The organism is Agrococcus sp. Ld7, assembly GCF_045064095.1.
Classification (GTDB): domain Bacteria; phylum Actinomycetota; class Actinomycetes; order Actinomycetales; family Microbacteriaceae; genus Agrococcus.
In genome coordinates this window covers 12,455-36,053 of record NZ_JBISGY010000029.1, presented here as the reverse complement: position 1 = coordinate 36,053, position 23,599 = coordinate 12,455, and the positions used below count along the sequence as shown (strand labels likewise).

Sequence of the window (23,599 nt, the reverse complement as noted above, 5' to 3'; positions counted from 1 at the left end):
CTCAGCTGCAGCGCGCGCCTACGATGGACGCGTGATGCACCACGATGACCTCGCCCTTGCGCTGCGGCTCGCAGACGCCGCCGACCGCATCTCGCTCGACCGGTTCGGCGCGCGCGACCTCTCGATCGACACGAAGCCCGACACCACCTTCGTGACGGATGCCGACCGCGCGGTCGAGCAGCGCATCCGCGAGGTGCTGGCCGCAGAACGGCCCGATGACGCCATCCTCGGCGAGGAGTTCGGCAGCGAGACCGGCGGGGCAGACGCTCATCGCCGGTGGATCATCGATCCGATCGACGGCACGGCGCACTTCCTGCGCGGCGCGCCCATCTGGGCGACCCTCATCGCGCTCGCGGTCGATGGCGTGCCCGTCGTCGGGGTCGTGTCCTCCCCCGCGCTCGGCGCTCGTTGGTGGGCCGCCAAGGGGCAGGGCGCGTGGAAGCTCGCCGCCGGCGCCGAGTCGCCTGAGCGGCTGCAGGTGTCGGGTGTGGGCACCATGTCCGAAGCGGCGGTCTCCTACAACTCGATCCAGGGCTGGGACGGCGCCGGGCGCGTCGACGACCTGCTCGCGTGGCAGCGCGACGTGTGGCGCGCCCGCTCGTACGGCGACGCCTGGAGCTACATGCTGCTGGCGGAGGGCACGCTGGACGCCGTCGGCGAGTTCGACCTGCAGCCCTACGACATGGCGGCGCTCGTGCCGGTGATCGAGGAGGCCGGCGGGCGCTTCTCATCGATCGACGGGCAGGACGGCCCCTGGCACGGCAGCGCGCTCGCGACCAACGGCCTGCTGCACGACGAGCTGCTGGCGCGCTTCTCGCGCTGACCTCAGCCCGCCGCGGCCGCCTCGAGTGCCGCGACGTCGAGCTTCCGCATCCCGAGCATCGCCCGCGTCACCTCGCTGCCGCGCGCGCCCTGCATCAGTTCGCCCAGCTGCCTCGGGATCACCTGCCACGACACATCCCAGCGATCGCGGCACCAGCCGCACATGGACTCCGCGCCCCCGTCCGCGACGATCGCGTCCCAGAGCCGGTCCACCTCCGCCTGGCCATCGACCGTCACTGCGATCGAGACCGCCTCGGACTGCGGGAACTGCCCTCCGCCGTTCAGCAGCTGGAACGGCACGCCTCCGAGCATGAGATCCACGACGATCGCCTCGCCCGGTGCGCCGTCACCGGGCCAGGGATCGTCGCGCTCCGGATGGCGCATGACCGAGGTGATCTCCGAGTCAGGCAGCAACGAGGTGTAGAACTCTGCAGCCTCCTCGATGTGACCGTCGAACCAGAGCACCGTGCGGACCATCGCCATAGTGACCATGATGCTCCGCCGGAGCCCAGCCCGCTAGCCTCGGAGGCATGCAAGAGATCACGCCCAACGAGGTCGCCGACCGCCCGCTCATCGATGTGCGCGAGCCGCACGAATGGCAGCAGGGCCACGCGGTCGACGCCGTCCACATCCCCATGGGCGAGATCGTCGAGCGGCTCTCGGAGGTGCCCGACGGCGCCGCCATCATCTGCAGGTCGGGAGGCCGCAGCGCGCGCGTCGTCGCCTTCCTCGAGCAGCAGGGACGGGACGCGGTGAACGTCGCGGGCGGCACGCTGGCGTGGGCGACCGACGGTCGACCGATGACGGGCACCGTCGACTGACGCCCGCCCCGCGCCTCGGCAGCGCGCCCGGATGGCGCCTCGACGCCACCCGCAGCCGAGCGTGCACCACGACATCGGGGCTCTGCTCCTGCATCGTCGTGACGCAGAGGCAGAGCCCCGAGTGGTCGGCGCACCGCGCGCGAGCGCGGATCAGCTCGAGACGATGAGCTTCTTGTTCATGAACTCCTCCATGCCGTGGGGGCCGAGCTCGCGGCCGAAGCCGGAGCGCTTCGTGCCGCCGAAGGGCATGTCGTAGTCCTCGGCGCCCGCGCCGTTGATGGCAACCATGCCGGCATCGATCCGGTCGGCGACCGCGAGGGCGAGCTCGGGGTCGTTGCACCAGATGCTGGAGCCGAGCCCGAACGGGGTGTCGTTGGCGATGCGCACGGCGTCGTCGACATCCTTCGCCCGATAGACGGTGCCCACGGGGCCGAACAGCTCCTCACGGTACGCGTCCATGTCGCTCGTCACGCCGCCGAGCAGCGCGGGGGCGACCCGCGTGCCCTCCGACGCCGCCACATCGCCCACAAGCACCTTGGCACCCTCAGCGATCGCCGACGCGACCTGCTCGCGCAGTCGATCCGCAGCTGCCTGGGAGGAGAGCGGCCCGACCAGCGCGTCCTCATCTTCGGGCCCGCCGACCTCGAGCGCCATCATTGCGTCACTGAGCTTCGCGGTGAACTCGTCGTAGTGCTCGTCGAGCACGATGAAGCGCTTCGACGCGTTGCAGGCCTGCCCGGAGTTGTCCATCCGGGTCGCGACCGCGGCCTCGACCACGGCATCCATATCGTCGGCCGAGAGCACGATGAACGGGTCGGAGCCGCCCAGCTCGAGCACGACCTTCTTCAGGTTGCGGCCGGCGATCTCGGCCACGGCCGCACCCGCCCGCTCGGAGCCGGTGAGCGAGACGCCGCGCACGCGCGGGTCGGGGATGATGATCTCACCGATCTGATCGTTGGTGGCGAAGACGTTCTCGTACGCGCCGGCCGGCAGGCCCGCCTCCTCCAGGATCTCGGCGATGACGGTCGCGGACCACGGGCACTGCGGCGCGTGCTTCAGCACGACGGTGTTGCCGAGCACGAGGTTCGGGAACGCGAAGCGTGCGACCTGGTAGTACGGGAAGTTCCAAGGCATGATGCCGAGGATGACGCCCTGGGATGCCTTGCGCACGCGCGCATCGACGCCGGAGCTCACCGTCAGCACCTCGTCGGCGAGGAACTCCTCGGCGTTGTCCGCGTAGTAGCGGATGATGTCGCTCGAGAACTCCGCCTCGAACACGCCCTGGTCGATGGGCTTGCCCATCTCGGTCTGGATGATCTCGGCCAGCTCTCGCGACCGGGCCTTGAACGCATCCGCGGCCTTGCTGATGATCGCCACACGTTCGGGAAGGGGGGTGGTCGACCAATCGGCGTACGCGGTGTGCGCCCGCTCGATCGCGCCACGCACCTCATCATCGGTGGCCGTCGGGTACTCCTTGACGATCTTGCCGGTGTACGGGTCAGTGACTCGGTACTCGCTCACGAACTGCCTCCTCGCAGGGGTCGGGTATGACTCCAGCGTATCGGCGTTGGTGATCTGGTGGTCAACAGCGTGCGACTCGACCGATGGTGGAGATGGGGGGAATCGAACCCCCGTCCAACGCTCGGACCGTGCGGCTTCTCCGGGTGCAGCTCAGGGATGGCGTTCTGCTCGGCTCCGACCTTTGTCCTGAGCACCTAGGTCGACGAGCCCAGTCACAGTGAAAGTCCCGCGATCCCCTGTGACGCAGGATCGCAGCAAGCTCTCAAAACGACGCCAGGGTCCGGGGCGAGAGCAACCCCGGTCTGACGGACTTCAGGCTCGCTTATGCAGCGAGGGCGAAGTCGGTGCGCTTTGCATTGGCACCTATTGGTTTGCAGGGGGCGTTCAAGAGATAACCCTGCATCCTCTACCCGCTTCCCGCTCCGACTGAGGCGCTGTCGAAACCGATCATCCCCATGGAGTGGTGCGAGTCGCACGCTGTTGAGTTTCCAATGCCGGATGAGTCCGGCGCGCTGGCTCTGCCAGCCCGTCATCGTATCGCGGATGGCGCACCGCGGGCAAGCGTCTGGGGCTCAGCGTGGCACCGCCGGGCGTGTGGGTGGCTCCATCTACCGTGATCGGGACGAGGGAGTCGAGATGAACGCAAGCGAGCAGGCGGCAGCGGTGGTCGCTTCCGCGCGCACCATGCTGCACGCGTGCCGCTCGCTCGCGCTCGAGCCGAACGACGAGGTCGCCGAGCTGCTCGCGCGCACGGCAGAGCTCGCACGCATCGTCGACGCGCAGAGTGTGCTGCTCGCGGCAGCGGTCGTCGAGCGCTCTGCCGGCCACGTTGACGACTCGCTCTGCCGCCGACTGGGTCAACGCAACGCCAAGGCGGCGCTTGCGTCGGCGTTCGGCATGCGAGGTCGCCAGGCAACCGAGCTCCTGACCATGGCTGCGCGCACGACCGCCTCCGTGGGCATCTCAGGCGCAACGCTGCCGATCCGCTACCCGCGCCTCGCTGCAGCGCTGGCAGCCGGCGAGCTCTCCCTCCCGCAGGCACAGGCGATCGTGCAGACGCTCGACCCCGTAGCTCCGCGCTCCGACCCAGAGCAGTTCACGTGGGCCGAGCGCACCCTGGTCGACGCGGCGATCGATCCCGCGGCACCGCTCGTGCCCGAGCTGCTGCTCGTGCAAGCGCGCGCGTTCGCCGCGATGCTCGATCCCGACGGCTTGTTGCAGAATGCGGAGCGGCAGCGGGCGATGCGCTCCCTGCGCATCGGCCAGCGCGACGACGGCATGTGGGTCATCTCGATCGTCGCCACACCCGAGGCGGGCTCCGCCATCAAGGCACTGCTGGATGCGTATACCGGTCCGCGCGTGCGGGTCGCGTTCCGCGACGACGACGAGATCGACGGCGGCCAGGGCCCGAGCGCGGCCGATGAGACCGAGGTGATCGACGATCGCACGCCCGAGCAGCTGCGGCACGACGTGCTGGTCGGGCTCGTGCAGGCGCACGCCGCCTCCGGCGACGCTCCCACGGTCGGCGGGGAAGCACCCGTGCTGGTGATCAGCGGCACCATCGACGCCTGGGCCGCGTACCGCGACGGGCTTCCCCACGTCGATCGCAGCCTGCGCATCGAGCACACGGGCGACCTGATCCCCATCGAGACCATTGATCGTCTGCTCTGCGACGCGCGCCTGCAGCCTCTGGTCGTCGACGGATGCCACCACGCACTGACGCTCGGCCGCTCGCAGCGTCTCTTCAGTCGCGCCCAGCGCCGAGCGCTCGCGACGCGCGACGGAGGCTGCCGCGCCCCCGGCTGCAGCATGCCTCCGGCCTGGTGCGAGGCCCACCACGTCATCCCTTGGCTGGCGGGCGGCCCGACCGACATCGCCAACGGCATCCTGCTCTGCAGCTATCACCACCACGAGGTGCATGCCGGCCGCCTTCGAGTCGAGCGCGCGGGGCCCACTCCGGGCAGCTGGAGAGTCGTTGCCGAGCTGAGCCCTCCGCGTCGCGGCGAAGCCCGTCCCCGTATCGCTGCGGCCGAGGCGAGCACGGCCGTCGCGACGTCGAGCACGAGCGCGGCGCGCGCAGCAGACGCGGCCATCGGCGCGGACGCTCCTCCTTCGCTCGCCGTCCCTCTGCGCCACGCACGGCTGGAAGCGCGGCCGGGGCAGCATGCGGGGCGCGCAGCCGCTTTGGCCCTGGACCATCGGGCGTCGAGCGTCGTCGAGGACCGCGCACGCATGCGCAGTCGCGGACGCCCTTGCCGAGCGCGAGGCTGCATGCCACACCACCGTGCAGACGTCGATCTGCGACCGCAGCAGCTCGTGCTGCGCAGATGAGCAGTCGGTATGCCGATCTGCCGAGCAGCACATCGCCCGAGAGCGCGTGCACCGAACAGCGGACCAGATCAGCCGATCAGCAGGTCAGCCGATCAGCCCGTCAGCCCGTCAGCCCGTCAGCCCGTCAGCCCGTCAGCCGAAGAGCATCTCCGCTTCGCGGTAGCGGTGCTCTGGCACGCGCTTGAGGTCGCCCAGCGCATCCGCCATCGGCACGCGCACGATGTCCGTGCCGCGCAGCGACACCATCGAGCCCCAAGCCCGGTCCACGATCGCGTCGACCGCCGCGAGCCCGAAGCGCGTCGCGAGCACGCGGTCCGCCCCGCTCGGCGCACCCCCGCGCTGGATGTGGCCGAGCACGGTCGAGCGCGACTCGATGCCGGTGCGCTCCTCGATCATCGGGGCGAGCAGCTCGCCGATGCCACCCAGTCGCGGGCGGTTGAACGCATCCATGCCCTTGTGCGAGTGCGCCTCCTCCATCCCCTCGAGTTTGAAGCCCTCGGAGACCACCACGAGCGGTGCGCGACGCCGATCGTAGACCGACTGGACGTACTCGCAGATCGACTCGATGGAGCGCGGCTGCTCGGGGATCAGGGTGACGTGCGCACCCGTCGCGATGCCGGTGTGGAGCGCGATCCAGCCGACGTGCCGGCCCATGACCTCCAGCACCATGCAGCGCATGTGCGAATCGCCGGTCGTGCGCAGGCGGTCGCCAGCCTCGGTGGCGATCTGCACGGCTGTGTCGAACCCGAACGTGTAGTCGGTCGCGTCGAGATCGTTGTCGATCGTCTTCGGCACCCCAACCACCGGCAGACCGTCGTTCGCGAGACGGTTGGCCGCCGCGAGCGTGCCCTCGCCGCCGATCGCCATGACTGCGTCGATGCCGAGCCGCCCGAGCGTCTCGGCGATCTTCTCCGCGCCACCGTTGGGCCCCTCGTAGGGGTTTGTCCGACTCGTGCCGAGGATCGTGCCGCCGATGCGGCTGGTGCCACGCACCGCCGACCGGTTGAGCACGCGCACGTCACCATCCACGAGCCCGCGATAGCCGTCGCGGATCCCGACGAACTCGAGGCCGTGGTGCACCATGCCAGTGAGCACGGCGGCTCGGATGACTGCGTTGAGTCCGGGGCAGTCGCCGCCGGACGTGAGGATGCCGACTCGCATTTCACCTTCCTGTCGGAAGGCCCTGGGTGAACGCTGCCGACGCGTCCATCCAACCGACTGCCGGGGGCTTTGTCGAACGCGGGCTCAGTCGCCCATGCGGTTGCGCGTGCGCATCGCGCGATCGGCCTCGCGCTTGTCCTGACGCTCGCGCAGTGCGTGGCGCTTGTCGTACTCGCGCTTGCCCTTCGCGACCGCGAGCTCGACCTTGGCGCGGCCGTCCGAGAAGTAGAGCGAGAGGGGCACGAGCGTGTAGCCGCCCTGCGAGACCTTGCCGGCCAGCTTCTCGATCTCGTCGCGATGCAGCAGCAGCTTGCGCGTGCGGCGCGGCGGGTGGTTGGTCCACGTGCCCTGGCCGTACTCCGGGATGTGCACGGCATCGAGCCATGCCTCTCCCCCATCGATGAACGCGTAGCCATCCACCAGGGACGCACGGCCGGCGCGCAAGGACTTCACCTCGGTGCCGCGCAGCACCAGGCCCGCCTCGACGCGATCCTCGATCGTGTAGTCGTGGCGCGCCTTGCGGTTCTGCGCCACGACCTTGTGGCCCTGTTCGCGAGGCATGCGTGGCTCCTGAGTTCGGTGACTGGTCGTGCTGCCCGTTCGAGGGTCAGCCGTTCAGTCTAACCCCTGCACTCGAGACCGGGCGCTGCCGGGCTCGCGCTCGGTCAGACCTTCAGATAGCGACGAATCGCGACGGCGGCCGCGACCCCGGCGAAGATGACCCCGATGCCGAGCAGGATGGGCACGACCACGAGCGCGTCATCGACGGCCACGATCGCGATCGTCTGGAGCATTGGAGCCACGTACCCCTGCAGGACGAAATGCACGACCCCAACCATCGACCCCGCCGCCAGCACCGCCCCGATCAGCGCGGCGACGACACCCTCGATGATGAACGGCGTCTGGATGAAGCGGTTCGACGCGCCCACCAGCCGCATGATGCCCAGCTCTCGCTTTCGAGAGAACGCCGAGAGCCTGATCGTGGTCGAGATGAGCAGGACCGCCGCCACCAGCATCAGGACGGCGACGCCGATCGCCGCGAGGCTCGCGGTGTTCAGCACTTGGAAGATCGGCTCCAACAGGGCTCGTTGGTCGCGCACCTCGAGCACCCCCGGCTGCGCGGAGGTCGCCTCACGGATCAGGTCGGCGTCCGCCGGGGTCGATGGCCGCACCCAGAGCGCCTCATTCATCGTCTCGGGGCTGGCGAACTCCGCACTCGCGGTGCCCCCGAACTGCTCGATGAAGTGCTCGTAGGCGAGCTCGCGATCCTCGAACTCCACGTGGCTCACGTATGGGGCGATCGCGCCGCTGTCCAGCACATCCCGCACCGACGCGATCTGCTCCTCCGTCGCCGCGGTCTGCGTGCACGTCTCTGTCGCGTCCACCGGTCCGCAGAAGTAGATGCCCACCTGGGCACGGTCGTACCAGAAGCCCTTCATCTGGTTGATCTGCAGCTGCAGCAGGATCGCAGCACCGACGAACGACAGCGAGATGAACGTCACGAGCACGACGGATACGACGACCGACAGGTTGCGACGCAGCCCGTTCCAGACTTCCTGCGCGATCAGCTGCACCCTCATGCGAGTTCCGCCTCATGGTCGATGTCGGCGTCCAGCGCCGCGAGGTGTCGCTTGTAGCTGCCGTGCGCTTCGTCACGCATGATGACGCCCGCATCCAGCTCGACGACACGCTTCTGCAGCTCGTCGACGATCGAGGCCTCGTGCGTCGCCATCACAACGGTCGTGCCGCCCTCGTTGATGCGGGCGAGCAGTGCCATGATCCCCGCGCTCGTCGACGGGTCCAGGTTGCCGGTCGGCTCATCGGCGAGCAGAATGGGCGGCCGGTTGACGACGGCTCGAGCGATCGCCACGCGCTGCTGCTCACCACCCGAGAGCTCATGCGGCAGGCGGCTTGCCTTTCCCGCCAGGCCGACGATCTTGAGCACGTCGGGCACCGCCTCGGAGATGAACCCTCGGCTCTTGCCGATCACCTGCAGCGTGAACGCGACGTTCTCGTAGACGGTCTTGTTGTTCAGCAGGCGGAAGTCCTGGAAGACGACCCCGAGGTTGCGCCGGAAGAAGGGCACCCGTCGACTGGGCAGCGCCTTGAGCCGCTGACCGAGGACGTGGACCTCGCCGCCCGTCGGAGTCTCCTCGCGGAGCACCATGCGGATGAGCGTGGACTTGCCGGAGCCCGAGGCGCCGACGAGGAAGACAAACTCGCCCTTCAGGATCTCCAGGGAGATGTCGTCGAGTGCGGGGCGAGCTTTGCGGGAGTAGGTCTTCGAGACCTCGTCGAAGCGAATCATGGCCTGCTGAGGCTACGTCGCACCCGATCCATTGCCCAGCAGCGACGCGGCGGGTCTTCAACCTGGGAGCGTGCCGAACGCCACGCCGAGAGAAGCCTCAGTCTTTACTGAGCGTTACCGTTCTGTTACGTTGGAGGGGTCGCGCACCATCGTGCGTCGTCAATGCATGATTCGCAGTCCGCTGCACACCCCGACGAGGGTCACGAGCTCGTCGCTGGGTCGCGCGGAATGCACGATAGCAGCGCGCGACAACCACACCCCTATGTTCTGGTCCTGGCGTCGCCATGCCCAGTCGCGCCCCGCGCGAAATTTCGTGACCACCCATCAGATTGTGAGAGCGCATTGCGTCAGCGCACATCCTCTGCCGAGTCCCGCTCGGCACTGCAGTCAGTCGGCAACGCCCGAGCCATCCGCGGACCCCTCCAGGGCTCGGCGAGCCGCACAACGATCACCGCGGCCACCGTGACCCTCGCAGTTGCAGCAGCCACGGTGCTCGCGTTCCCGAGCGCCGCGGAGGCGCAGGGGGTCGAGATCAGCGGTTCCGGTACGAGCTTCCACCTGAACGACCGATTCACATCCGTCGCGAACCACGAGTTCCAGCTCGGGCGCGACGACGATCGCGTGTACTTCGGCGATTGGAATGGCGACGGGGTCGACACAGCGATGCTCCGGCGAGGCGCTCAGTACTTCACCACCTCCAGCAACGATGACCCCGAGCTCGCTCAGCCGGTGACGTTCGGCAACGCTGGCGACGAGGTCTTCGTCGGCGACTGGGATGGGGATGGCCGCGACACCCTCGCGGTGCGGCGAGGGTCGCAGTTCCACGTCCGCAACTCCCTGACCTCCGGACCGGCGGATGCGGTCGTGGCCTACGGCAGCGTCGACGACGTGGTCCTCGTCGGTGATTGGGATGGAGACGGACGCGACAGCCTGGCCGTGCGACGGGGCTCGATCTATCACGTTCGCAACGCCATGAGCACCGGCCGCGCAGACCAGGTGGTGGGTTACGGCCGACCCGGCGATGCAGTGCTGGCAGGCGACTGGGACGGTGACGGGCGCGACACGTTCGCGGTGCGCCGCGGCGCGACGTACTACATCGCGAATGCGATCCGCTCCGGCGCCGCAGACACCACGGTCACGTATGGCCGTGCCGGTGACACCGCGTTCGCGGGCGACTGGAATGGCGACAATCGCGAGACGCTCGGTGTGCGCCGCGTCGCGGAGGGCACGTCCCCCGCTCCGACGCCTACCCCGACTCCGCCCCCGGCCCCGACTCCGCCCCCGGCCCCGGCCCCGGGCGGCATGCCCGGCCCCGACAACACCGGCGTCCCCGCGGGAGTGAACCTGCGCGTGCACAACGGCGACATGGTCATCACCCAGGCCGGAACGGTCATCGACGGCCTGGACATCCGCGGCTTCGTCGACGTGCGCGCTGCGAACGTCACGATCCGCAACTCGATCATCCGCGGCGGCGCGGAGGGCGGTCAGGACTCGCTGGTGCGCAGCGCCTCCAACAGCGCAAGCCTGACGATCACCGATAGTGAGCTCGTCGCAACCGTGGCATCGCCGACCATCGACGGCCTGCGAGGCTGGAACATCACGGCGGAGCGACTCGACATCCATCACGTCCTGGACGGTGTGCACCTGTGGGGCTCGGGCAACGTCACGATGCGCAACTCATGGGTGCACGACATCCTGCACTTCGAGAACGACCCGGGCTGGAACGGCGGCCCGAGCCACGACGACACGGTGCAGATTCAGAGCGGGTCGAACATCACGCTCACCGGCAACCGCATCGAGGGCGCCTACAACGCGGGCATCATCCTCACGCAGGACGCGGGTCCGATCTCGAACGTGAGGATCACCGACAACTTCCTGGACGGCGGTGGTTGCACCATCAACATCTCGGAGAAGTCCCACGGTCCGATGCGCGGCATCGTCATCAGCAACAACACGTTCGGCGAGGAATCGCAGTTCAACTGCCACGTCATCTACCCCCCGTCGAGCAACATCGCGCTCACGGGCAACGAGGCGGCGAACGGTGGCGCGCTGAAGTTCGTCAAGCGCTGATCCAAGCCACGAAGGGCCTCGCCGCAGCAGCGGTGGGGCCCTTCGTGCGTGCGACTACTGCTGCCAGCGTTCGATGCGGCCGGTCGCCTTCGCGGCGCCGAGGATGCCGACCTGCATGCGCTCCGGCTGCCCGAAGTAGCTGCGCTCGTAGAGCTCGTGCCTGGCGCCGAAGCCCGTGCCGACGGCATCCCACAGCTCACCCATGACCTCGAGCCGTTCCCGGGCATCGGCACCGCCCGAGCCGCGCAGCAGCGGCTCGATGGGCGCGACGTGCTCGCTGCCGAGGCTCTCGATCGGCACCGGCAGATGCGCGAACGCCGACGCCAGCATCGTCTGCAGGTTCACGCGCATGCGGCTGTACGCGTCGGGCCCGTACGCGGCGAACGCCATCGCGGCCTCCGGGCCCGGCCCGATCGAGTCGCCGGAGGGCACGCTCTGCTCGATCATCGCATCGCGCAGCGCGGCAACCGTGTCGCGGTAGGCGATGAGCTCGCCGAGCGCCGCCTGCACACCGCGCAGTTCGCTCGTGCCCATGATCTCGGTCGCACGCACGGCGAGCCCGGCGATGCGCTCGAGCTTCGCCTCGAGCCGCGTGGTCGCCTGGAACACAAGGCGCACGTTCCAGCCGACAGCGCCCTTGTTGAACGCGAGCATCGTCTCGGGATCCCGGATGAAGACGTCCTGCCACGGCACGAGCACATCGTCGAAGACCACGAGCGCGTCGTGCTCGGCGAACCGGTGCGCGAGCGGCTGGTCATCGCGCGCCGGCGTGCCGCGCGTGTAGACCCGCACGCCGGGGGCGGCGACGGGCACCGACGCCGCGATCGCGAACGCCTCGGTCTGCACCTCGCCGCCGAAGTGCGACACGAGCAGCCGCTGGGCGGTCGCGGCGCCGGTGACGACCGCCTTGGCCCCGCGGATGACGACACCCTCGTCGGTCTCGCGCACGACGTGCAGGAAGACATCCCCCACCTCGTCCGGCGGCAGGTCGCGGTCGACGGGCGGATTCACGAGAGCCTGCGCGTAGTGCGTCACCGCGCGCTGATCGCGGGCGAGCATGTCGCGCACCTGCTGCTCGAAGCGGCCGAAGAACGGCGCGTGCGCCGCCATCGACGTGATGACGCACGCCATGAACTCCGGCGTGCGACCGACCCAGCCGTGCGTCTCGCGCTGCCAGCTGCGGATCGCCTCGCGCTGCCTGCGCAGGTCGTCACGCGACTGCGGCAGCACCCAGAACGGATGGGTCAGGCCTGCACCATCGTCGGTCGGCACGAGCAGCGCATCCGACCCCTCGCCGTGCAGCGTGTCGTACAGCGACGCGATGGTGCGGGCGACCCCGGCGAAGGCTGGGTGGTCGACGACGCGCTCGACGGGCACGCCGTCGTGGATGACGACCCGACCGTCGTCGAGGCTGGTGAGGTACTCGCTGCCCATCTGGGGCCTGCTCGCCAGGGCGGGACCCGTGTCTGACACCGTCATCCTTCGCTTCCTAGTCGTCCGAGTCCTGCTGCTGACGCTTGCGCCAGCGGATGCCGGCCGCGATGAAGCCATCGAGATCGCCGTCGAAGACCGCCGAGGGGTTGTTGACCTCGTGCAGCGTGCGCAGATCCTTCACCATCTGGTACGGCGCGAGCACGTAGGAGCGCATCTGGTCGCCCCAGCTCGCCGAGATGTTGCCAGCGAGATCCTTCTTGCGCGCCGCCTCCTCCTCGCGCTTGAGCAGCATCAGGCGGCTCTGCAGCACGCGCATCGCGGCGGCGCGATTCTGGATCTGGCTCTTCTCGTTCTGCATCGACACCACGACTCCCGTGGGGATGTGCGTGATGCGCACGGCCGAGTCGGTCGTGTTGACGCTCTGACCGCCGGGGCCGGAAGAGCGGAAGACGTCGACCCGGATGTCGTTCTCGGGCACCTCGATCTCGTCCACCTGCTCGAACAGCGGCACCACCTCCACTGCCGCGAAGGAGGTCTGCCGCTTGCCAGCGGCCCCGAACGGGCTCATGCGAACCAGGCGATGCGTGCCGGCCTCGACCGACATGTTGCCGAAGGCATACGGGGCGTTGATCTCGAACGAGGCCGACTTGATGCCGGCCTCCTCCGCGTAGCTCGTCTCGTACACCGAGACGGGCATGCTGTGCTGCTCGGCGTAGCGCAGGTACATGCGCAGCAGCATCTCCGCGAAGTCGGAGGCGTCGACGCCGCCGGCGCCGGCCCGGATCGTGACCACGGCCGGCAACTGGTCGAATTCACCGTCGAGCAGCGTGCGCACCTCCAGCTCGGAGATGATGCGCTTCAGGCCCGCGAGCTCCTTCTTCGCCTCGATCTGCGTCGCCTCGTCGCCCTCCTCATTGGCCATCTCGACCAGCACCTCGAGGTCGTCGAGACGCGATTCGGTCTCGGTGATGCGCTTCAGATCTGCCTGCGCGTGGCTCAGATCGCTCGTGACCTGCTGCGCGGCATCCGGGTCGTCCCACAGGTCGGGGGCCCCGGCGGCCTCGGAGAGCCGATCGATGTCGGCCTGCAGGCGATCGGCGTCGAGCACCGACTTGATGTCGAAGAATGTGGAGCGGAGCTCGGCGATGTCGCCGGCGATGTCGAGATCGGCCATGATCCCTCAGCCTACCGACGCGAGCCTGGCCGGAGGCACGGGGGCTCGCGTCCACCGTAGGCTCGACGCGTGAGCGGCCTCGATCAGTCCGAGCGGTTTCCGTGGCGCCGGATCGCTGGAGCCGCCTATGTGCCGACGGCAGCGTTCGCGATCGGCGAGGGCGCCGTCATTCCCTACATCCCCCTCATCGCCGGCGATCTGGGGGCGTCGCTCGCGGTCGCCGCAGTCGTGGCGGCGATGCTCACCGTGGGGCAGCTGGTCGGCGACGTGCCCGGCGGCAACGTCGTCGCGCGCTTCGGGGAGCGCCCGACCATGATCGGTGCCGGCCTGCTCGTGCTTGCGGCGGTGGCGCTCGCGTTCGTGTCGACCACGGTGTGGATGCTCGGCGCGGCGATCTTCGTCCTCGGTCTCGGCCACGCGGTGTTCGCGCTCGCGCGGCACGCCTTCATGACCACCTACGTGCCGCTGCGGTATCGGGCCAGGGCGCTGTCGACGCTCGGCGGCATCTTCCGCATGGGCATGTTCGTCGGCCCGCTGCTGGGCTCGGCGGTGCTGGGGCTCGGCTTCGGCCTGAGCGCCGTGTGGATCGTGTGCGGCCTCGGGACCGTCGTCGCGATCGTCGTGCTGTTCGTGCTCCCGGACCCCTCGTCGGTGTTCGAGCGCACACCGCCGACGACGGGTGTGATCGAGCTTCGGCAGGAGCGATCGGGCATCTGGACCGTCGTGCGGGCGCACGCCTCGGTGCTGCTCACGGTCGGCGTGGGCGCCGCGATGCTGTCGCTCGCGAGGCAGGCGCGCAACGTGCTGCTGCCGCTGTGGGCCATCTCGATCGGGCTCGACGGGGTCACCACCGGTCTCGTCATCGGCATCGCCGGTGGCGTCGACTTCGCGTTGTTCTTCATCTCCGGCTGGGTGATGGATCGCTTCGGGCGGCTGTGGAGCGTGGTGCCATCGCTGGCGCTGATGGCGCTCTCCTTCCTCCTGCTCGCGATCACGCACGACCTGGACGCCGCGGTGCTGTGGTTCTGGGTCGCCGCGATGGTGATGGCGCTCGGCAATGGGTTGGGATCCGGCATCCTCATGACGCTCGGCGCCGACCTGGCCGACCCTCGCAACCCCGCGCCGTTCCTGGGCGCATGGCGGCTGACGACGGATGCGGGCGGCGCGGCCGCTCCACTGCTCATCTCGCTGCTGATCTCGGTCGCGTCGATCGCGTGGGCAGCTGGAGGCCTCACGGCGCTGTGCGTGCTCGGAGCGGGGATGCTGCTGCGCTGGCTGCCGCGAAAGCCGCGGGTCTGAGGCTCCCCGCAGCTCGAGGCATCGGGCTCAGCGGTGTCGTTGTGAGGCTGCGAGCACCGCGAGCACCGCTCGCCGAAGTCGCCCTTGACCCAATCCTGCGTTGTCTCCGCGCGAGCACGGTGGAATCATTCGCTGCAGGGCGCAGCACCGGCGCTGCGCCGTCGACGGCGTCACGGGCCAGCGTTGGAGGGTTCCGTGCGACGACGTCCGAGCTTCAGGCAGGCCCCCTTCATCGGGGGCGTCACCCTCGCACTTGTCCTCGGCCTCGGCCTGCCGGCGCCCGCGACGGCCGCCCCGGCTGCCACCGACCCGTTCACGCTGGTCGTGCTGCCGGACACGCAGAACTACAGCTACGCGAATGAGGCTGTGCTGGATGCGCAGCTCACGTGGGTGCGCGACTCCATGGCCGACCTCGACACGGCGTTCGTGATGCAGGTCGGCGACCTCGTGAGCGACTGGGACAACTCGCGTCATTGGAGCAACGTCTCCGGTGCGTTCGAGATCCTCGACGATGCCGACGTGCCCTACACGGTGCTGCCCGGCAATCACGACTTCGACGAGGCCACGGGCGACATGAGCGCCTTCAACAGCCACTTCCCGCCGTCTCGGCACTCGGAGGCCGCGTGGAACACTGCCGAGCGTCACTACGGCGGCTACCTCGGCCAGAGTCAGTTCGGTCCCGATCCCATCGATCGCGGCAACGCTGACAACTACGCGCTGTTCAGCGCGGGAGGCACCGACTTCCTGGTGCTCAACCTCGAGTGGGAGGCACCGGGGTACGCGCTCGACTGGGCCGACCGGGTGCTGGCCGCGCACCCCGACCGCACCGTCATCATGGCCACCCACAGCTTCCTGACCGTCAACGGCCTGCGCATGACCACCCCGCAGCGGCCCGGCGGCACCCCGACGGCGGCACTGTGGGAGGAGTTCGTCAGCACGCACTGTCAGATCCAGCTGGTGGTCGCGGGCCACTCCAACGTCGGCGACCTGGGCGAGGCGAATCGCGCCGACCTGAACAGCTGCGGCCAGCCGGTGCAGCAGATCCTCACCGACTACCAGTCGCGCGCCAACGGCGGCGACGGGTGGCTCCGCACCTACACCTTCGACCCGTCCGCGAACACGATGCGGGCATCGACCTACTCCCCCACCCTCGACCGCTTCGAGACCGACGCGAACTCCGCCTTCACCGTCCCCTTCGAGCTCACCGAGGCGACACCCGAGCCGCAGACCGCGATCGCGACGGATGCCTTCGAGCGCTCGACGCCGTCGGGCTGGGGCACGGCCGACGTCGGTGGGCCTTGGTCGGTGAGCCTCGGCAGCAGCGGCCCCCTGTCGGTGACCGGTGGCGTCGGCCGGATGTCGCTCGTCCCGGGCCAGACGCGCATGGTGAGCCTCGACACGATCGGGGTGACCGACGCGGTCGTGGACGTGCGCGTCGCCTCCGCTCAGGCGTCGAACGGCGGCGCCGCCCACACGACCGTCATCGGACGGCAGGTCGGCAGCGCCGCCTACGGTCTGAACGTGCGGTTCGAGCCCGGCGGACGGCTGCGCCTGTACCTGCTGCGCGGCAACACCGCGCTCGACGTCTTCAACGCGACGTGGTCGCCCGGTGAGCCGCTGTCCGCGCGACTCTCGATCATCGGCACGAGCCCGACGCAGCTCGCCGCCAAGGTGTGGCGGGCTGCCGGCCCCGAGCCGGCCGCCTGGCAGCTGCAGGCGAGCGATGCAACGGCGGCGCTGCAGGCGCCCGGGAGCGTCGCGATCCGGTCGGCCGTGAGCTCGTCATCGACCGTGGCTTCGACCGCGCTGACGTTCGACGATCTGCGGGTCGTCTCCTCGACCGCGCCTCCACCACCGCCGCCGCCGGCGAATCGGCCCCCGACCGCCGCCATCGCGACTGCCTCGGTCGACGAGCTGTCGGTGTCCGTCACCGGCGCCGCGTCCTCCGACCCGGATGGCACGGTCGTCGGCCACGCCTGGCAGTTCGGTGACGGCACCGGTGCGGCTGGCCCCACCGCGACACACACCTACGCCGCCGCCGGCACCTACACGATCACGCTCACGGTCACCGACGACGGCGGTGCGACCGCCAGCGCCACCCGGAGCGTCACCGTCAGCAGCCCACCGCCTCCGCCATCACCACCGCCGGGCGGTGACGACACGATCGCCGCGGATGCCTTCGCGCGCACCGTTGCGTCCGGATGGGGGGCCGCCGAGGTCGGCGGCCCGTGGACGGTTGGCGCCGGCAGCAGCGCGCCGCTCTCGGTCGTCGACGGGGCCGCTCGCATGACCCTGATCCCCGGCCAGACCCGGTTCGCGAACCTGGGGTCGGTGTCGGCGTCGGAGGCCGTGATGGAGGTGCGGCTGCGCTCGGAGGTCGCGTCCTCCGGCGGTGCCGCCCACGCGACGCTCCTCGGCCGCCAGGTCGGAGGATCGTCCTACGGCCTCAACGTGCGCTTCGAGGCGGGCGGGCTGCTGCGCGTCTACCTGCTGTGCGACAACACGGCGCTCCGCACGTTCACCGGCACGTACACGGCCGGAGAGGAGTTCACCGCGCGGCTCTCGGTCACCGGCACGAGCCCCACCCAGCTCGCGGCCAAGATCTGGCCGACCGCAGGCAGCGAGCCCGCGAACTGGCAGCTCGTCGCCGCCGACAGCGCCGGGCCGCTGCAGAGCGCGGGCGCTGTGGCGATCAAGGGTTCCGTCAGCTCGTCGTCCTCCGTCGCCAGCACGCGGCTCGTCTTCGACGACCTGCGCATCACCACGCCTGCCGCAGCCGCCCCCTGACAGCGGCCACGCGTGCCGCAGTCAATCCACGAAGACCGCTCGCGCCGTCGAGGTGACATCGAGGCGGATGCCCTCGGGCAGCAGGATCGAGACGACCGGCGCATGCCATGCGCTGGAGATGGTCACCGTGGCGCTGCGCGCGTCGGCGCTCGCTCCATCGACGCGCACGTCCGCGAGCGCTCCAGCGGCGCGCCTCGTCCACTCCGCAGCGGCGCGGTCGATGGCCGTCGCCGTGAGCGTCGGACTCGCAGCGGTGCCGTCAAAGCGCACCTGCTCGAGCGCGAATGCCTCCGCCGCGGCAAGCGCCGCCCCGTCGGCCACGGTGAAGAGGCGCCGCCGCTCGATCAGCAGGCTCGTCGCCGCCGTGACCGCCAAGATCAGCGCGAGAGCGATCGCCGCGAAGCCGATCGTGAGCACGAGCGTCGAGCCGTCGTCGTCCTTCACGAGTCGGCGCAGCAGTCGGTTCATGGCACACCCCCGAACGCGGAGACCGGTTGCACCGCCTGCGCGGAGACCGGCACGCCGAGCCCTGCACCGAGCTCGAGGCCGGTCGGGGCCATTGGCAGCGGCACCGAGGTTGCGATCAGCACCGTCACGGATCCACTCCGCGTGGCGCAGGCGTCGGCGTGCGGTTCGCACGAGATCGAGACGGACACGGCGTCGTGGGCGACACCCGCATCCGCCATTGCCACACGGATCGCGCGGTCGGCTGCAGCGAGCCCTTCGTCGTGCGTGCCGGCCTGCGCGATGACCCGCGCTGCGTGGCGCGCGCCGCCCTCGACGCCCAGCACTGCGTGCTGGATCTGGCCCAGGGTGAGCACGAGGTAGACGAGCGGCACGATCAGCAGCACCCCGACGGTGAGGAACTCGAGCGAGGCCGAACCGCCCTCGTCGCGCAGCGTTCGCCGGGATCGCGCAAGCGCAGACCTGACGTCAGCCCAGGGACTCGAGCGGCGCATGGCCCGTCACCTCCAGGGCTGTCGGTCCGAGAAGACCGAACAATGGCAGCGGGGCCGCGACACGGATCTCAATCGTCTGCAGTCCCGCGACGGCCGCCGTCGACGCGGTGACGTGCTCGGCGTACTGCCCTCCGACCGCGGTCGCGATGAGCGCGCGCGTTCGAGCGATGCCCGCGGCCGGGTCGGAGCCGACGAGGGAGGCGTGCCGCGCGCCCTCGCTCGCTGCATCCGACAGCGTCGCCCGCACGTGCATCGCGAGCGCCAGCTGCATGACCGACAGCACGAGCACCACGAGCAGCCCAGCCACCATCGTGAACTCGGCGACCGCCGAGCCCCGCTCGTCGGTCAGGCGCATCAGAAGCTCGTGACGCGCGCGATCGCCTGTTCGAAGACGCCCGTGAGCGCGGGCCCTGCCACCGTCCAGATGACGATGACAAGCCCGGCGGTCATGAGCGTCACCAGCACCCAACCGGGCACGTCTCCTCGCTCTTCACCGTGCATGCGCCCGACGAGGCGCTGGAATCGTCGGCTGATCGTCGACATGGTCTCCTCCTTCAGAATCCGACCTGCAATACGTAGATGCCCGGCCACAGCGCGAACGCGACCGTGGTGGGCAGGAGCCCGAAGACCAGCGGCACCAGCATGGATATCTCCTTGCGGCCAGCCGCTTCGAGCAGGTCGCGCTTCGCGGCATCGCGTGCGTCGAGTGCCTGTGCCTGCAGCGTCTGCGCGAGCGGTGTTCCTCGCTCTAGCGCACCGCGCATCTGATCGACACTGCGGGAGACGCCGGGGTGACCGAGATCGTCGGCGAGGGTCGCAAGCGCCCGCGAGAGGCTCGTGCCCGCGGCAGCGTCGGCGACCACGGCTGCGAGCTCCCGCCCGAGCGCGCTGTGGCCCGCGGTGCCGACGCGTCGCAGGGCATCCTGCAGCCCCTCGCCAGCCGCGAGGCTGAGCGACAGGAACTCCAAGATCGACGGCAGCTCGCTGGAGATTCGCGCGAGCCTCCGCTTCGCACGTCGCTGCAGCAGCCAGTCGATCACGAACGCTCCGAGCATGGCTCCGAGCAGGGCGAGTGCCGCCGGGAGCACGACCTGGCCACCCTGCATCGCCCCCGCGACCCCGATCGTCGCCCCCGCGGCGCCGCCGATCACGCACCAGCGCAGCTGACGCCCCCGGAAGTTGCTGAGCGACTCGGCAGCGGAAGCCTGCCGCAGCCGACGCTCGACTCTTTGAGGCGAGCCGAGGATCGCGTGCACGGCAGGCGCGAGACGATCGCCGACGGGCGAGGCGACCACCCCGAGCACCCGCACAGGGTTGACCCTTTGGCGAGCGACGAGATCGCGCGCCCCGGCGGAGACGTCGAGCACGTACGGTGCAACCCGATGCAGAAGCAGCGGGCGCCGGAAGATCGGTACGAGGCTGACGAGCAACCAGAGCCCTAGCCCGAGGCTCGCGCCGAGGATCAGGCTCCAGCCGACGTCGGTGCTCATGCGAAGGACCGTGCCTCGGTCGGCAGCGCACCGATGCGCAGCATCACGCGGTAGGCGATGAACGTCACGATCGCGCCCGCGGCGATGAGCATCAGCCCGCCGGTCGCGTTGTACGCCTGCGCGGCCTCCTGGCGGGTGGAGAGGATCAGCAGCACGATCCAGGGCGCGGCGACGCCAAGCCGCGCGGCGCTGATCACCCATGTCTGTCGCGCCTCGAGCTCGCCCCGCGTCGCGAGATCCGCCCGCAGGTAGGCCGCGAGCTCCCGCAGCACGGTGGTGACCTCGGTACCGCCGACGTCTCTCGCCATGCGCAGCGTCTCGATGATCCTGTCGCCGACCGGGTCGGCCAGGCGATCCTTCAGTCGATCGAGCGCATACCTGAACGAACCCGTCGCTCGATGGTCTGCTGCGTATCCAGCAAAGGCGGGCCGCGTGATCGCCGGCCCCGCGTGCTCCAGCTGCGCGACCGCATCCGGCAGCGCGAGACCGCTGCGCACCGCGGAGACAAGGTGGTCGACCACGTCGGGCCACACGGCCGCCTGCGCCCGACGGCGCCGCGTCGCGCGCCAGCGGACGGCGAGCGTCGGCGGCGCAGCCGCTGCCACGAATGCCGCGCACGCGACTGCGACGACCGGCGTGAGCGCAAGCGCGACCCCCGCCGCCAGGACGCCGGCCAACAGGGACACTGCCGCGAGCGCGAGCGGCGGTATGCCGTCGAGCCCCGCATGCGTCAGTCGGTCGAGCATGGCGGCGCGCGGGCGCGGGTCGTGCTCGCCATGCACACGGGGCCAGAGCCAGGGACTGACCGACAGCACGATCCCGAGCCCCAGCAGCGACCCCAGCAACCAGATCATGCGCTGCCCCCCAGGAGCAACCCCGTCGGATCGATGCCGACGGCCGTGAACTTCGTGACCCTTGCCGGGTGCGATCCGGTCGGCTCGAGGAGGCCCTCGCGCATCGCGAACAGGGTGGATGCCTCGATGATGCCGGCCGTCGACTGCCCCGTCGGCGCTAGGATCTCGATGACCTGCCGGTTGCCGCGCGCATCGATCGCCAGGTGCACGACGAGGTCGATGCACTGCGCCACGGTCGGCACCACGAAGCCGGCGTCGATGTTGCGCCCCGCCAGCAGCGGCAGCGTCGTGAGCTTCGCGAGCGCGTCGCGCGCGGAGTTGGCGTGGATCGAGCACATGCCGCTCACACCGCAGTTCAGCGCCACGAGCAGGTCGAGCGCCTCCGCCTCGCGCACCTCCCCGACGACGAGCCGGTCGGGGCGCATCCGCAACGACTCCTTCACGAGTCGGCGGAGCGTGATCTCACCCGTGCCCTCGAGCGACGGCTGCCGGCACTGCAGCCCGACCAGGTCGTCGACGGGCGGGTCGAGCTCGAAGGTCTCCTCGACCGTGACGACGCGCTCGCCCGGGCGGACGGCCGCGATGAGAGCGTTCAGCAGCGTCGTCTTCCCAGCGTGCGTGGGGCCCGACACCAGGATGTTGCATCCCGCGACGACCGATTGCGCCAAGAACGTCGCCGCCTGCTGACTGAGGGCCCCGCGCTCGACCAGTGCAGCGAGCGATGAGAGTCGCCTGGCGAACTTGCGGATGTTCACGCTCATCGCGCCCCGTGCCACGTCGCCACTGGCGACGTGCAACCGCGAGCCGTCCGGCAGCGAGGCGTCGACGAAAGGGGTGCTCAGGTCGACGCGACGGCCAGTGGTGGAGAGCATCCGCTCGACGAGATCCCGCACCTCGGACTCGGTGAGCCGCAGCGGCAGCGGCTCGCTGACCCCGCTGCGCGCGCAGAAGACGCGCGAGCCCTGATTGATCCAGAGCTCCTCGATCTCGGGATCGTCGAGGTACGGCTGCAGCGGACCGTAGCCGGACACGGCCGCCAGCACGTCGCGCTCCGCCTGCCGCTCGTCGGCGAGCATCGGCTGGCTGCCACCCAGCGACCGCTCCGCGTAGGCGCGCACGGCGTCACGCACATAGCGCTCAGCGAGGTCGCCGGAGCCCGTCAGATCGATGCCGTCGCGTCGCACCCTTGCCCGCACGGTGGCGGTGATCTCGGCGACGGCTTGGCGCATGCGATCAGTGAACGCGACGTCGGTGGATCTGCGGGGAAACTCTCCACAGGCGACGCCCCCACCGCGCCGCGGCGGCGCGAGTTGACCAGCCGCCGCTGCTGGCGGAGGCTGGTGCGATGGCCGCCACCGAGCAGGATCCGCCTCGCAGCGCATCGACATCCCGCACGCGGGGGCTGGCGGTGCTGCTGGTGACGACCTTCCTCGCGCTCAGCAACTTCGCCGGACTGCTCGCCGTCGTGCCGCTGTGGGCGGCAGCCGGTGGGCACGGCAGTGCGGGAGTCGGCGCCACGACCGGCGTCATGATGGCGGCGACCGTCGCCACGCAGCTGGCCGCTCCGTGGGTGTTCCGGGCGCTCTCGCTGCGCGCGATGATGATCGTGGGCGCCGCCCTGCTGGGCGCGCCGGCCCCGCTCTACCTGCTGTCATCCGATGCCGCCGTCATCCTGCTGCTCACGGTCGTCCGAGGCATCGGCTTCGCACTGGTCGTGGTCGCCGGCGCCACCCTGATCGCCGACGTCGCAACCCCGGGCAAGCTCGGCCGTGCCGCCTCCTACTACGGCGTCGCTGCGGCGCTCCCGAACGTCATCGCGCTCGCCGGCGGCGTCTGGGCGGCGGACGCCTGGGGGTTCTCGGTCGTCTTCGTCGTCTCGGGTGCTGCCGCCCTGCTCGGCGCGATCCTGGCGTGGATGCTGCCTGGCGGCTCGCGAGGAGCGTTCCATGCGGCGTCTCGCCGCGACCTGCTCGGCGTCGCGCCGGCACTTGTGCTGTTCGTGACGACGTCGGCAGTGTTCGGCGCTGTCTCCACGTTCCTGCCCCTGGCCGGCCCTGCCACGCCGGTCGCGGCGCTTGCGCTGCTGGCGGCCGCGACCGCGATCGTGCTCGGCCGGCTCGCCGCAGGGCCGATTGCCGACCGTATCGGTGCGGGTCGACTGCTCGTGCCATCCGCCGCGGCGGTGGCGCTCGGCACGTGCATCGCGGCTGTCGCGCTCGAGGGGCCCGGCTGGGTGCTGGTCGTCGGCGCGGCGCTCATCGGCACCGGCTTCGGCGCCGCCCAGAACGACTCCTTCGTGGTGACGCTGCACGTCTTCGGCCCGGCCCGCAGCGGCACGGCCAGCACGATCTGGAACGTCGCCTTCGATGGCGGCGTGGGCGTCGGCGCCTTCGGCCTCGGGTGGGTGATCGGCCAGCTCGGCTACGGCGGCGCGTTCACGGGGATGGCGATCGCGATCGCGGCAGTCGCCGTGGTCCTCCTCATCCTCGCGAGGTGGCTGCCGACGACGGCGGAGGTGTCGGAGCAGCACTGAGGCGCGAGCGCCGCCACAGCACGGAGGCGTGCCTG

22 protein-coding genes and 1 other RNA gene are annotated in these 23,599 nt (G+C 70.2%); 7 read left to right on the top strand and 16 right to left on the bottom strand.

The window, feature by feature from the left end; genetic code table 11:
- Positions 1 to 34 precede the first annotated feature (34 nt).
- Positions 35 to 823, top strand: coding sequence for an inositol monophosphatase family protein (locus ACJJVL_RS08205; RefSeq protein WP_405218132.1), 789 nt, complete (start codon positions 35 to 37; stop codon positions 821 to 823).
- A 2-nt stretch (positions 824 to 825) separates the two neighbouring features.
- Here ACJJVL_RS08205 and ACJJVL_RS08200 read toward each other — a convergent pair whose 3' ends face one another.
- Positions 826 to 1,305, bottom strand: coding sequence for a VOC family protein (locus ACJJVL_RS08200; protein WP_405218061.1), 480 nt, complete (start codon positions 1,303 to 1,305; stop codon positions 826 to 828).
- A 47-nt stretch (positions 1,306 to 1,352) separates the two neighbouring features.
- Here ACJJVL_RS08200 and ACJJVL_RS08195 point away from each other — a divergent pair, with 47 nt between their 5' ends.
- On the top strand, positions 1,353 to 1,643 hold the full coding sequence (locus ACJJVL_RS08195) for a rhodanese-like domain-containing protein (protein WP_405218059.1): 291 nt from the start codon (positions 1,353 to 1,355) through the stop codon (positions 1,641 to 1,643).
- A 150-nt stretch (positions 1,644 to 1,793) separates the two neighbouring features.
- Here the strand turns inward: ACJJVL_RS08195 and ACJJVL_RS08190 are convergent, their stop codons facing one another.
- Together ACJJVL_RS08190 and ssrA are read right to left on the bottom strand one after the other, a co-directional pair.
- The gene (locus ACJJVL_RS08190) at positions 1,794 to 3,164 is read right to left on the bottom strand and encodes an NAD-dependent succinate-semialdehyde dehydrogenase (RefSeq protein WP_405218058.1); all 1,371 of its coding nucleotides are present in this window, start codon (positions 3,162 to 3,164) and stop codon (positions 1,794 to 1,796) included.
- Between the two features lie 84 nt (positions 3,165 to 3,248).
- Positions 3,249 to 3,619: a transfer-messenger RNA gene (gene ssrA / locus ACJJVL_RS08185) on the bottom strand.
- Positions 3,620 to 3,800: 181 nt separating this feature from the next.
- Between ssrA and ACJJVL_RS08180 the strand changes: the two genes are divergently transcribed.
- Positions 3,801 to 5,495: a DUF222 domain-containing protein gene (locus ACJJVL_RS08180; RefSeq protein ID WP_405218057.1), complete on the top strand. Its 1,695-nt coding sequence runs from the start codon at positions 3,801 to 3,803 to the stop codon at positions 5,493 to 5,495.
- A 132-nt stretch (positions 5,496 to 5,627) separates the two neighbouring features.
- Here the strand turns inward: ACJJVL_RS08180 and ACJJVL_RS08175 are convergent, their stop codons facing one another.
- The 4 genes from ACJJVL_RS08175 to ftsE form a co-directional block, all read right to left on the bottom strand.
- Positions 5,628 to 6,656 carry a 6-phosphofructokinase gene (locus ACJJVL_RS08175; RefSeq protein ID WP_405218056.1) on the bottom strand — a complete coding sequence of 343 codons (1,029 nt, stop codon included), beginning with the start codon at positions 6,654 to 6,656 and terminating at the stop codon, positions 5,628 to 5,630.
- Positions 6,657 to 6,740: 84 nt separating this feature from the next.
- Entirely contained in the window at positions 6,741 to 7,217 is a 477-nt protein-coding gene (gene smpB / locus ACJJVL_RS08170; protein ID WP_405218054.1) for an SsrA-binding protein SmpB, read from the bottom strand.
- 104 nt (positions 7,218 to 7,321) lie between these two features.
- Positions 7,322 to 8,236: a permease-like cell division protein FtsX gene (ftsX, locus tag ACJJVL_RS08165; protein ID WP_405218052.1), complete on the bottom strand. Its 915-nt coding sequence runs from the start codon at positions 8,234 to 8,236 to the stop codon at positions 7,322 to 7,324.
- Positions 8,233 to 8,964 carry a cell division ATP-binding protein FtsE gene (ftsE, locus tag ACJJVL_RS08160; RefSeq protein ID WP_405218051.1) on the bottom strand — a complete coding sequence of 244 codons (732 nt, stop codon included), beginning with the start codon at positions 8,962 to 8,964 and terminating at the stop codon, positions 8,233 to 8,235. The genes ftsX and ftsE overlap by 4 nt, the downstream gene beginning before the upstream one ends.
- 462 nt (positions 8,965 to 9,426) lie before the next feature.
- On the opposite strand from ftsE, the gene ACJJVL_RS08155 reads away from it, so the two are divergent.
- On the top strand, positions 9,427 to 11,034 hold the full coding sequence (locus ACJJVL_RS08155; RefSeq protein ID WP_405218049.1) for a right-handed parallel beta-helix repeat-containing protein: 1,608 nt from the start codon (positions 9,427 to 9,429) through the stop codon (positions 11,032 to 11,034).
- A 54-nt stretch (positions 11,035 to 11,088) separates the two neighbouring features.
- On the opposite strand, the gene ACJJVL_RS08150 is transcribed toward ACJJVL_RS08155, so the two are convergent.
- Positions 11,089 to 12,513, bottom strand: a complete 1,425-nt coding sequence (locus tag ACJJVL_RS08150) for a 4-hydroxyphenylacetate 3-hydroxylase N-terminal domain-containing protein (RefSeq protein WP_405218047.1) — start codon at positions 12,511 to 12,513, stop codon at positions 11,089 to 11,091.
- A gap of 10 nt (positions 12,514 to 12,523) precedes the next feature.
- Positions 12,524 to 13,642, bottom strand: a complete 1,119-nt coding sequence (gene prfB, locus ACJJVL_RS08145; RefSeq protein ID WP_405218045.1) for a peptide chain release factor 2 — start codon at positions 13,640 to 13,642, stop codon at positions 12,524 to 12,526.
- A gap of 69 nt (positions 13,643 to 13,711) precedes the next feature.
- On the opposite strand from prfB, the gene ACJJVL_RS08140 reads away from it, so the two are divergent.
- Both ACJJVL_RS08140 and ACJJVL_RS08135 read left to right on the top strand, forming a co-directional pair.
- Entirely contained in the window at positions 13,712 to 14,941 is a 1,230-nt protein-coding gene (locus ACJJVL_RS08140; RefSeq protein WP_405218043.1) for an MFS transporter, read from the top strand.
- A 195-nt stretch (positions 14,942 to 15,136) separates the two neighbouring features.
- Positions 15,137 to 17,728, top strand: coding sequence for a PKD domain-containing protein (locus ACJJVL_RS08135; protein ID WP_405218042.1), 2,592 nt, complete (start codon positions 15,137 to 15,139; stop codon positions 17,726 to 17,728).
- Positions 17,729 to 17,749: 21 nt separating this feature from the next.
- Here ACJJVL_RS08135 and ACJJVL_RS08130 read toward each other — a convergent pair whose 3' ends face one another.
- Genes ACJJVL_RS08130 through ACJJVL_RS08100 form a run of 7 tightly spaced genes read right to left on the bottom strand, consistent with a single transcriptional unit; the run spans position 17,750 to position 22,260 of the window.
- On the bottom strand, positions 17,750 to 18,196 hold the full coding sequence (locus ACJJVL_RS08130) for a pilus assembly protein TadG-related protein (protein ID WP_405218040.1): 447 nt from the start codon (positions 18,194 to 18,196) through the stop codon (positions 17,750 to 17,752).
- Positions 18,193 to 18,687, bottom strand: coding sequence for a TadE/TadG family type IV pilus assembly protein (locus tag ACJJVL_RS08125; protein WP_405218039.1), 495 nt, complete (start codon positions 18,685 to 18,687; stop codon positions 18,193 to 18,195). The genes ACJJVL_RS08130 and ACJJVL_RS08125 overlap by 4 nt, the downstream gene beginning before the upstream one ends.
- Positions 18,662 to 19,042 (bottom strand): TadE/TadG family type IV pilus assembly protein, encoded by a 381-nt coding sequence (locus tag ACJJVL_RS08120; protein WP_405218038.1) that lies wholly within the window; start codon positions 19,040 to 19,042, stop codon positions 18,662 to 18,664. Before ACJJVL_RS08120 ends, ACJJVL_RS08125 begins: the two co-directional genes overlap by 26 nt.
- Complete coding sequence (locus ACJJVL_RS08115; RefSeq protein WP_405218037.1) at positions 19,042 to 19,230, bottom strand: hypothetical protein; 189 nt, start codon at positions 19,228 to 19,230, stop codon at positions 19,042 to 19,044. Before ACJJVL_RS08115 ends, ACJJVL_RS08120 begins: the two co-directional genes overlap by 1 nt.
- Positions 19,231 to 19,241: 11 nt before the next feature.
- Positions 19,242 to 20,177, bottom strand: coding sequence for a type II secretion system F family protein (locus ACJJVL_RS08110; protein WP_405218036.1), 936 nt, complete (start codon positions 20,175 to 20,177; stop codon positions 19,242 to 19,244).
- Positions 20,174 to 21,031 (bottom strand): type II secretion system F family protein, encoded by an 858-nt coding sequence (locus tag ACJJVL_RS08105; protein WP_405218035.1) that lies wholly within the window; start codon positions 21,029 to 21,031, stop codon positions 20,174 to 20,176. Before ACJJVL_RS08105 ends, ACJJVL_RS08110 begins: the two co-directional genes overlap by 4 nt.
- Positions 21,028 to 22,260: a CpaF family protein gene (locus ACJJVL_RS08100; RefSeq protein ID WP_405218034.1), complete on the bottom strand. Its 1,233-nt coding sequence runs from the start codon at positions 22,258 to 22,260 to the stop codon at positions 21,028 to 21,030. The genes ACJJVL_RS08105 and ACJJVL_RS08100 overlap by 4 nt, the downstream gene beginning before the upstream one ends.
- Positions 22,261 to 22,376: 116 nt before the next feature.
- On the opposite strand from ACJJVL_RS08100, the gene ACJJVL_RS08095 reads away from it, so the two are divergent.
- On the top strand, positions 22,377 to 23,564 hold the full coding sequence (locus tag ACJJVL_RS08095; RefSeq protein ID WP_405218033.1) for an MFS transporter: 1,188 nt from the start codon (positions 22,377 to 22,379) through the stop codon (positions 23,562 to 23,564).
- The last annotated feature ends 35 nt before the right edge of the window (positions 23,565 to 23,599 follow it).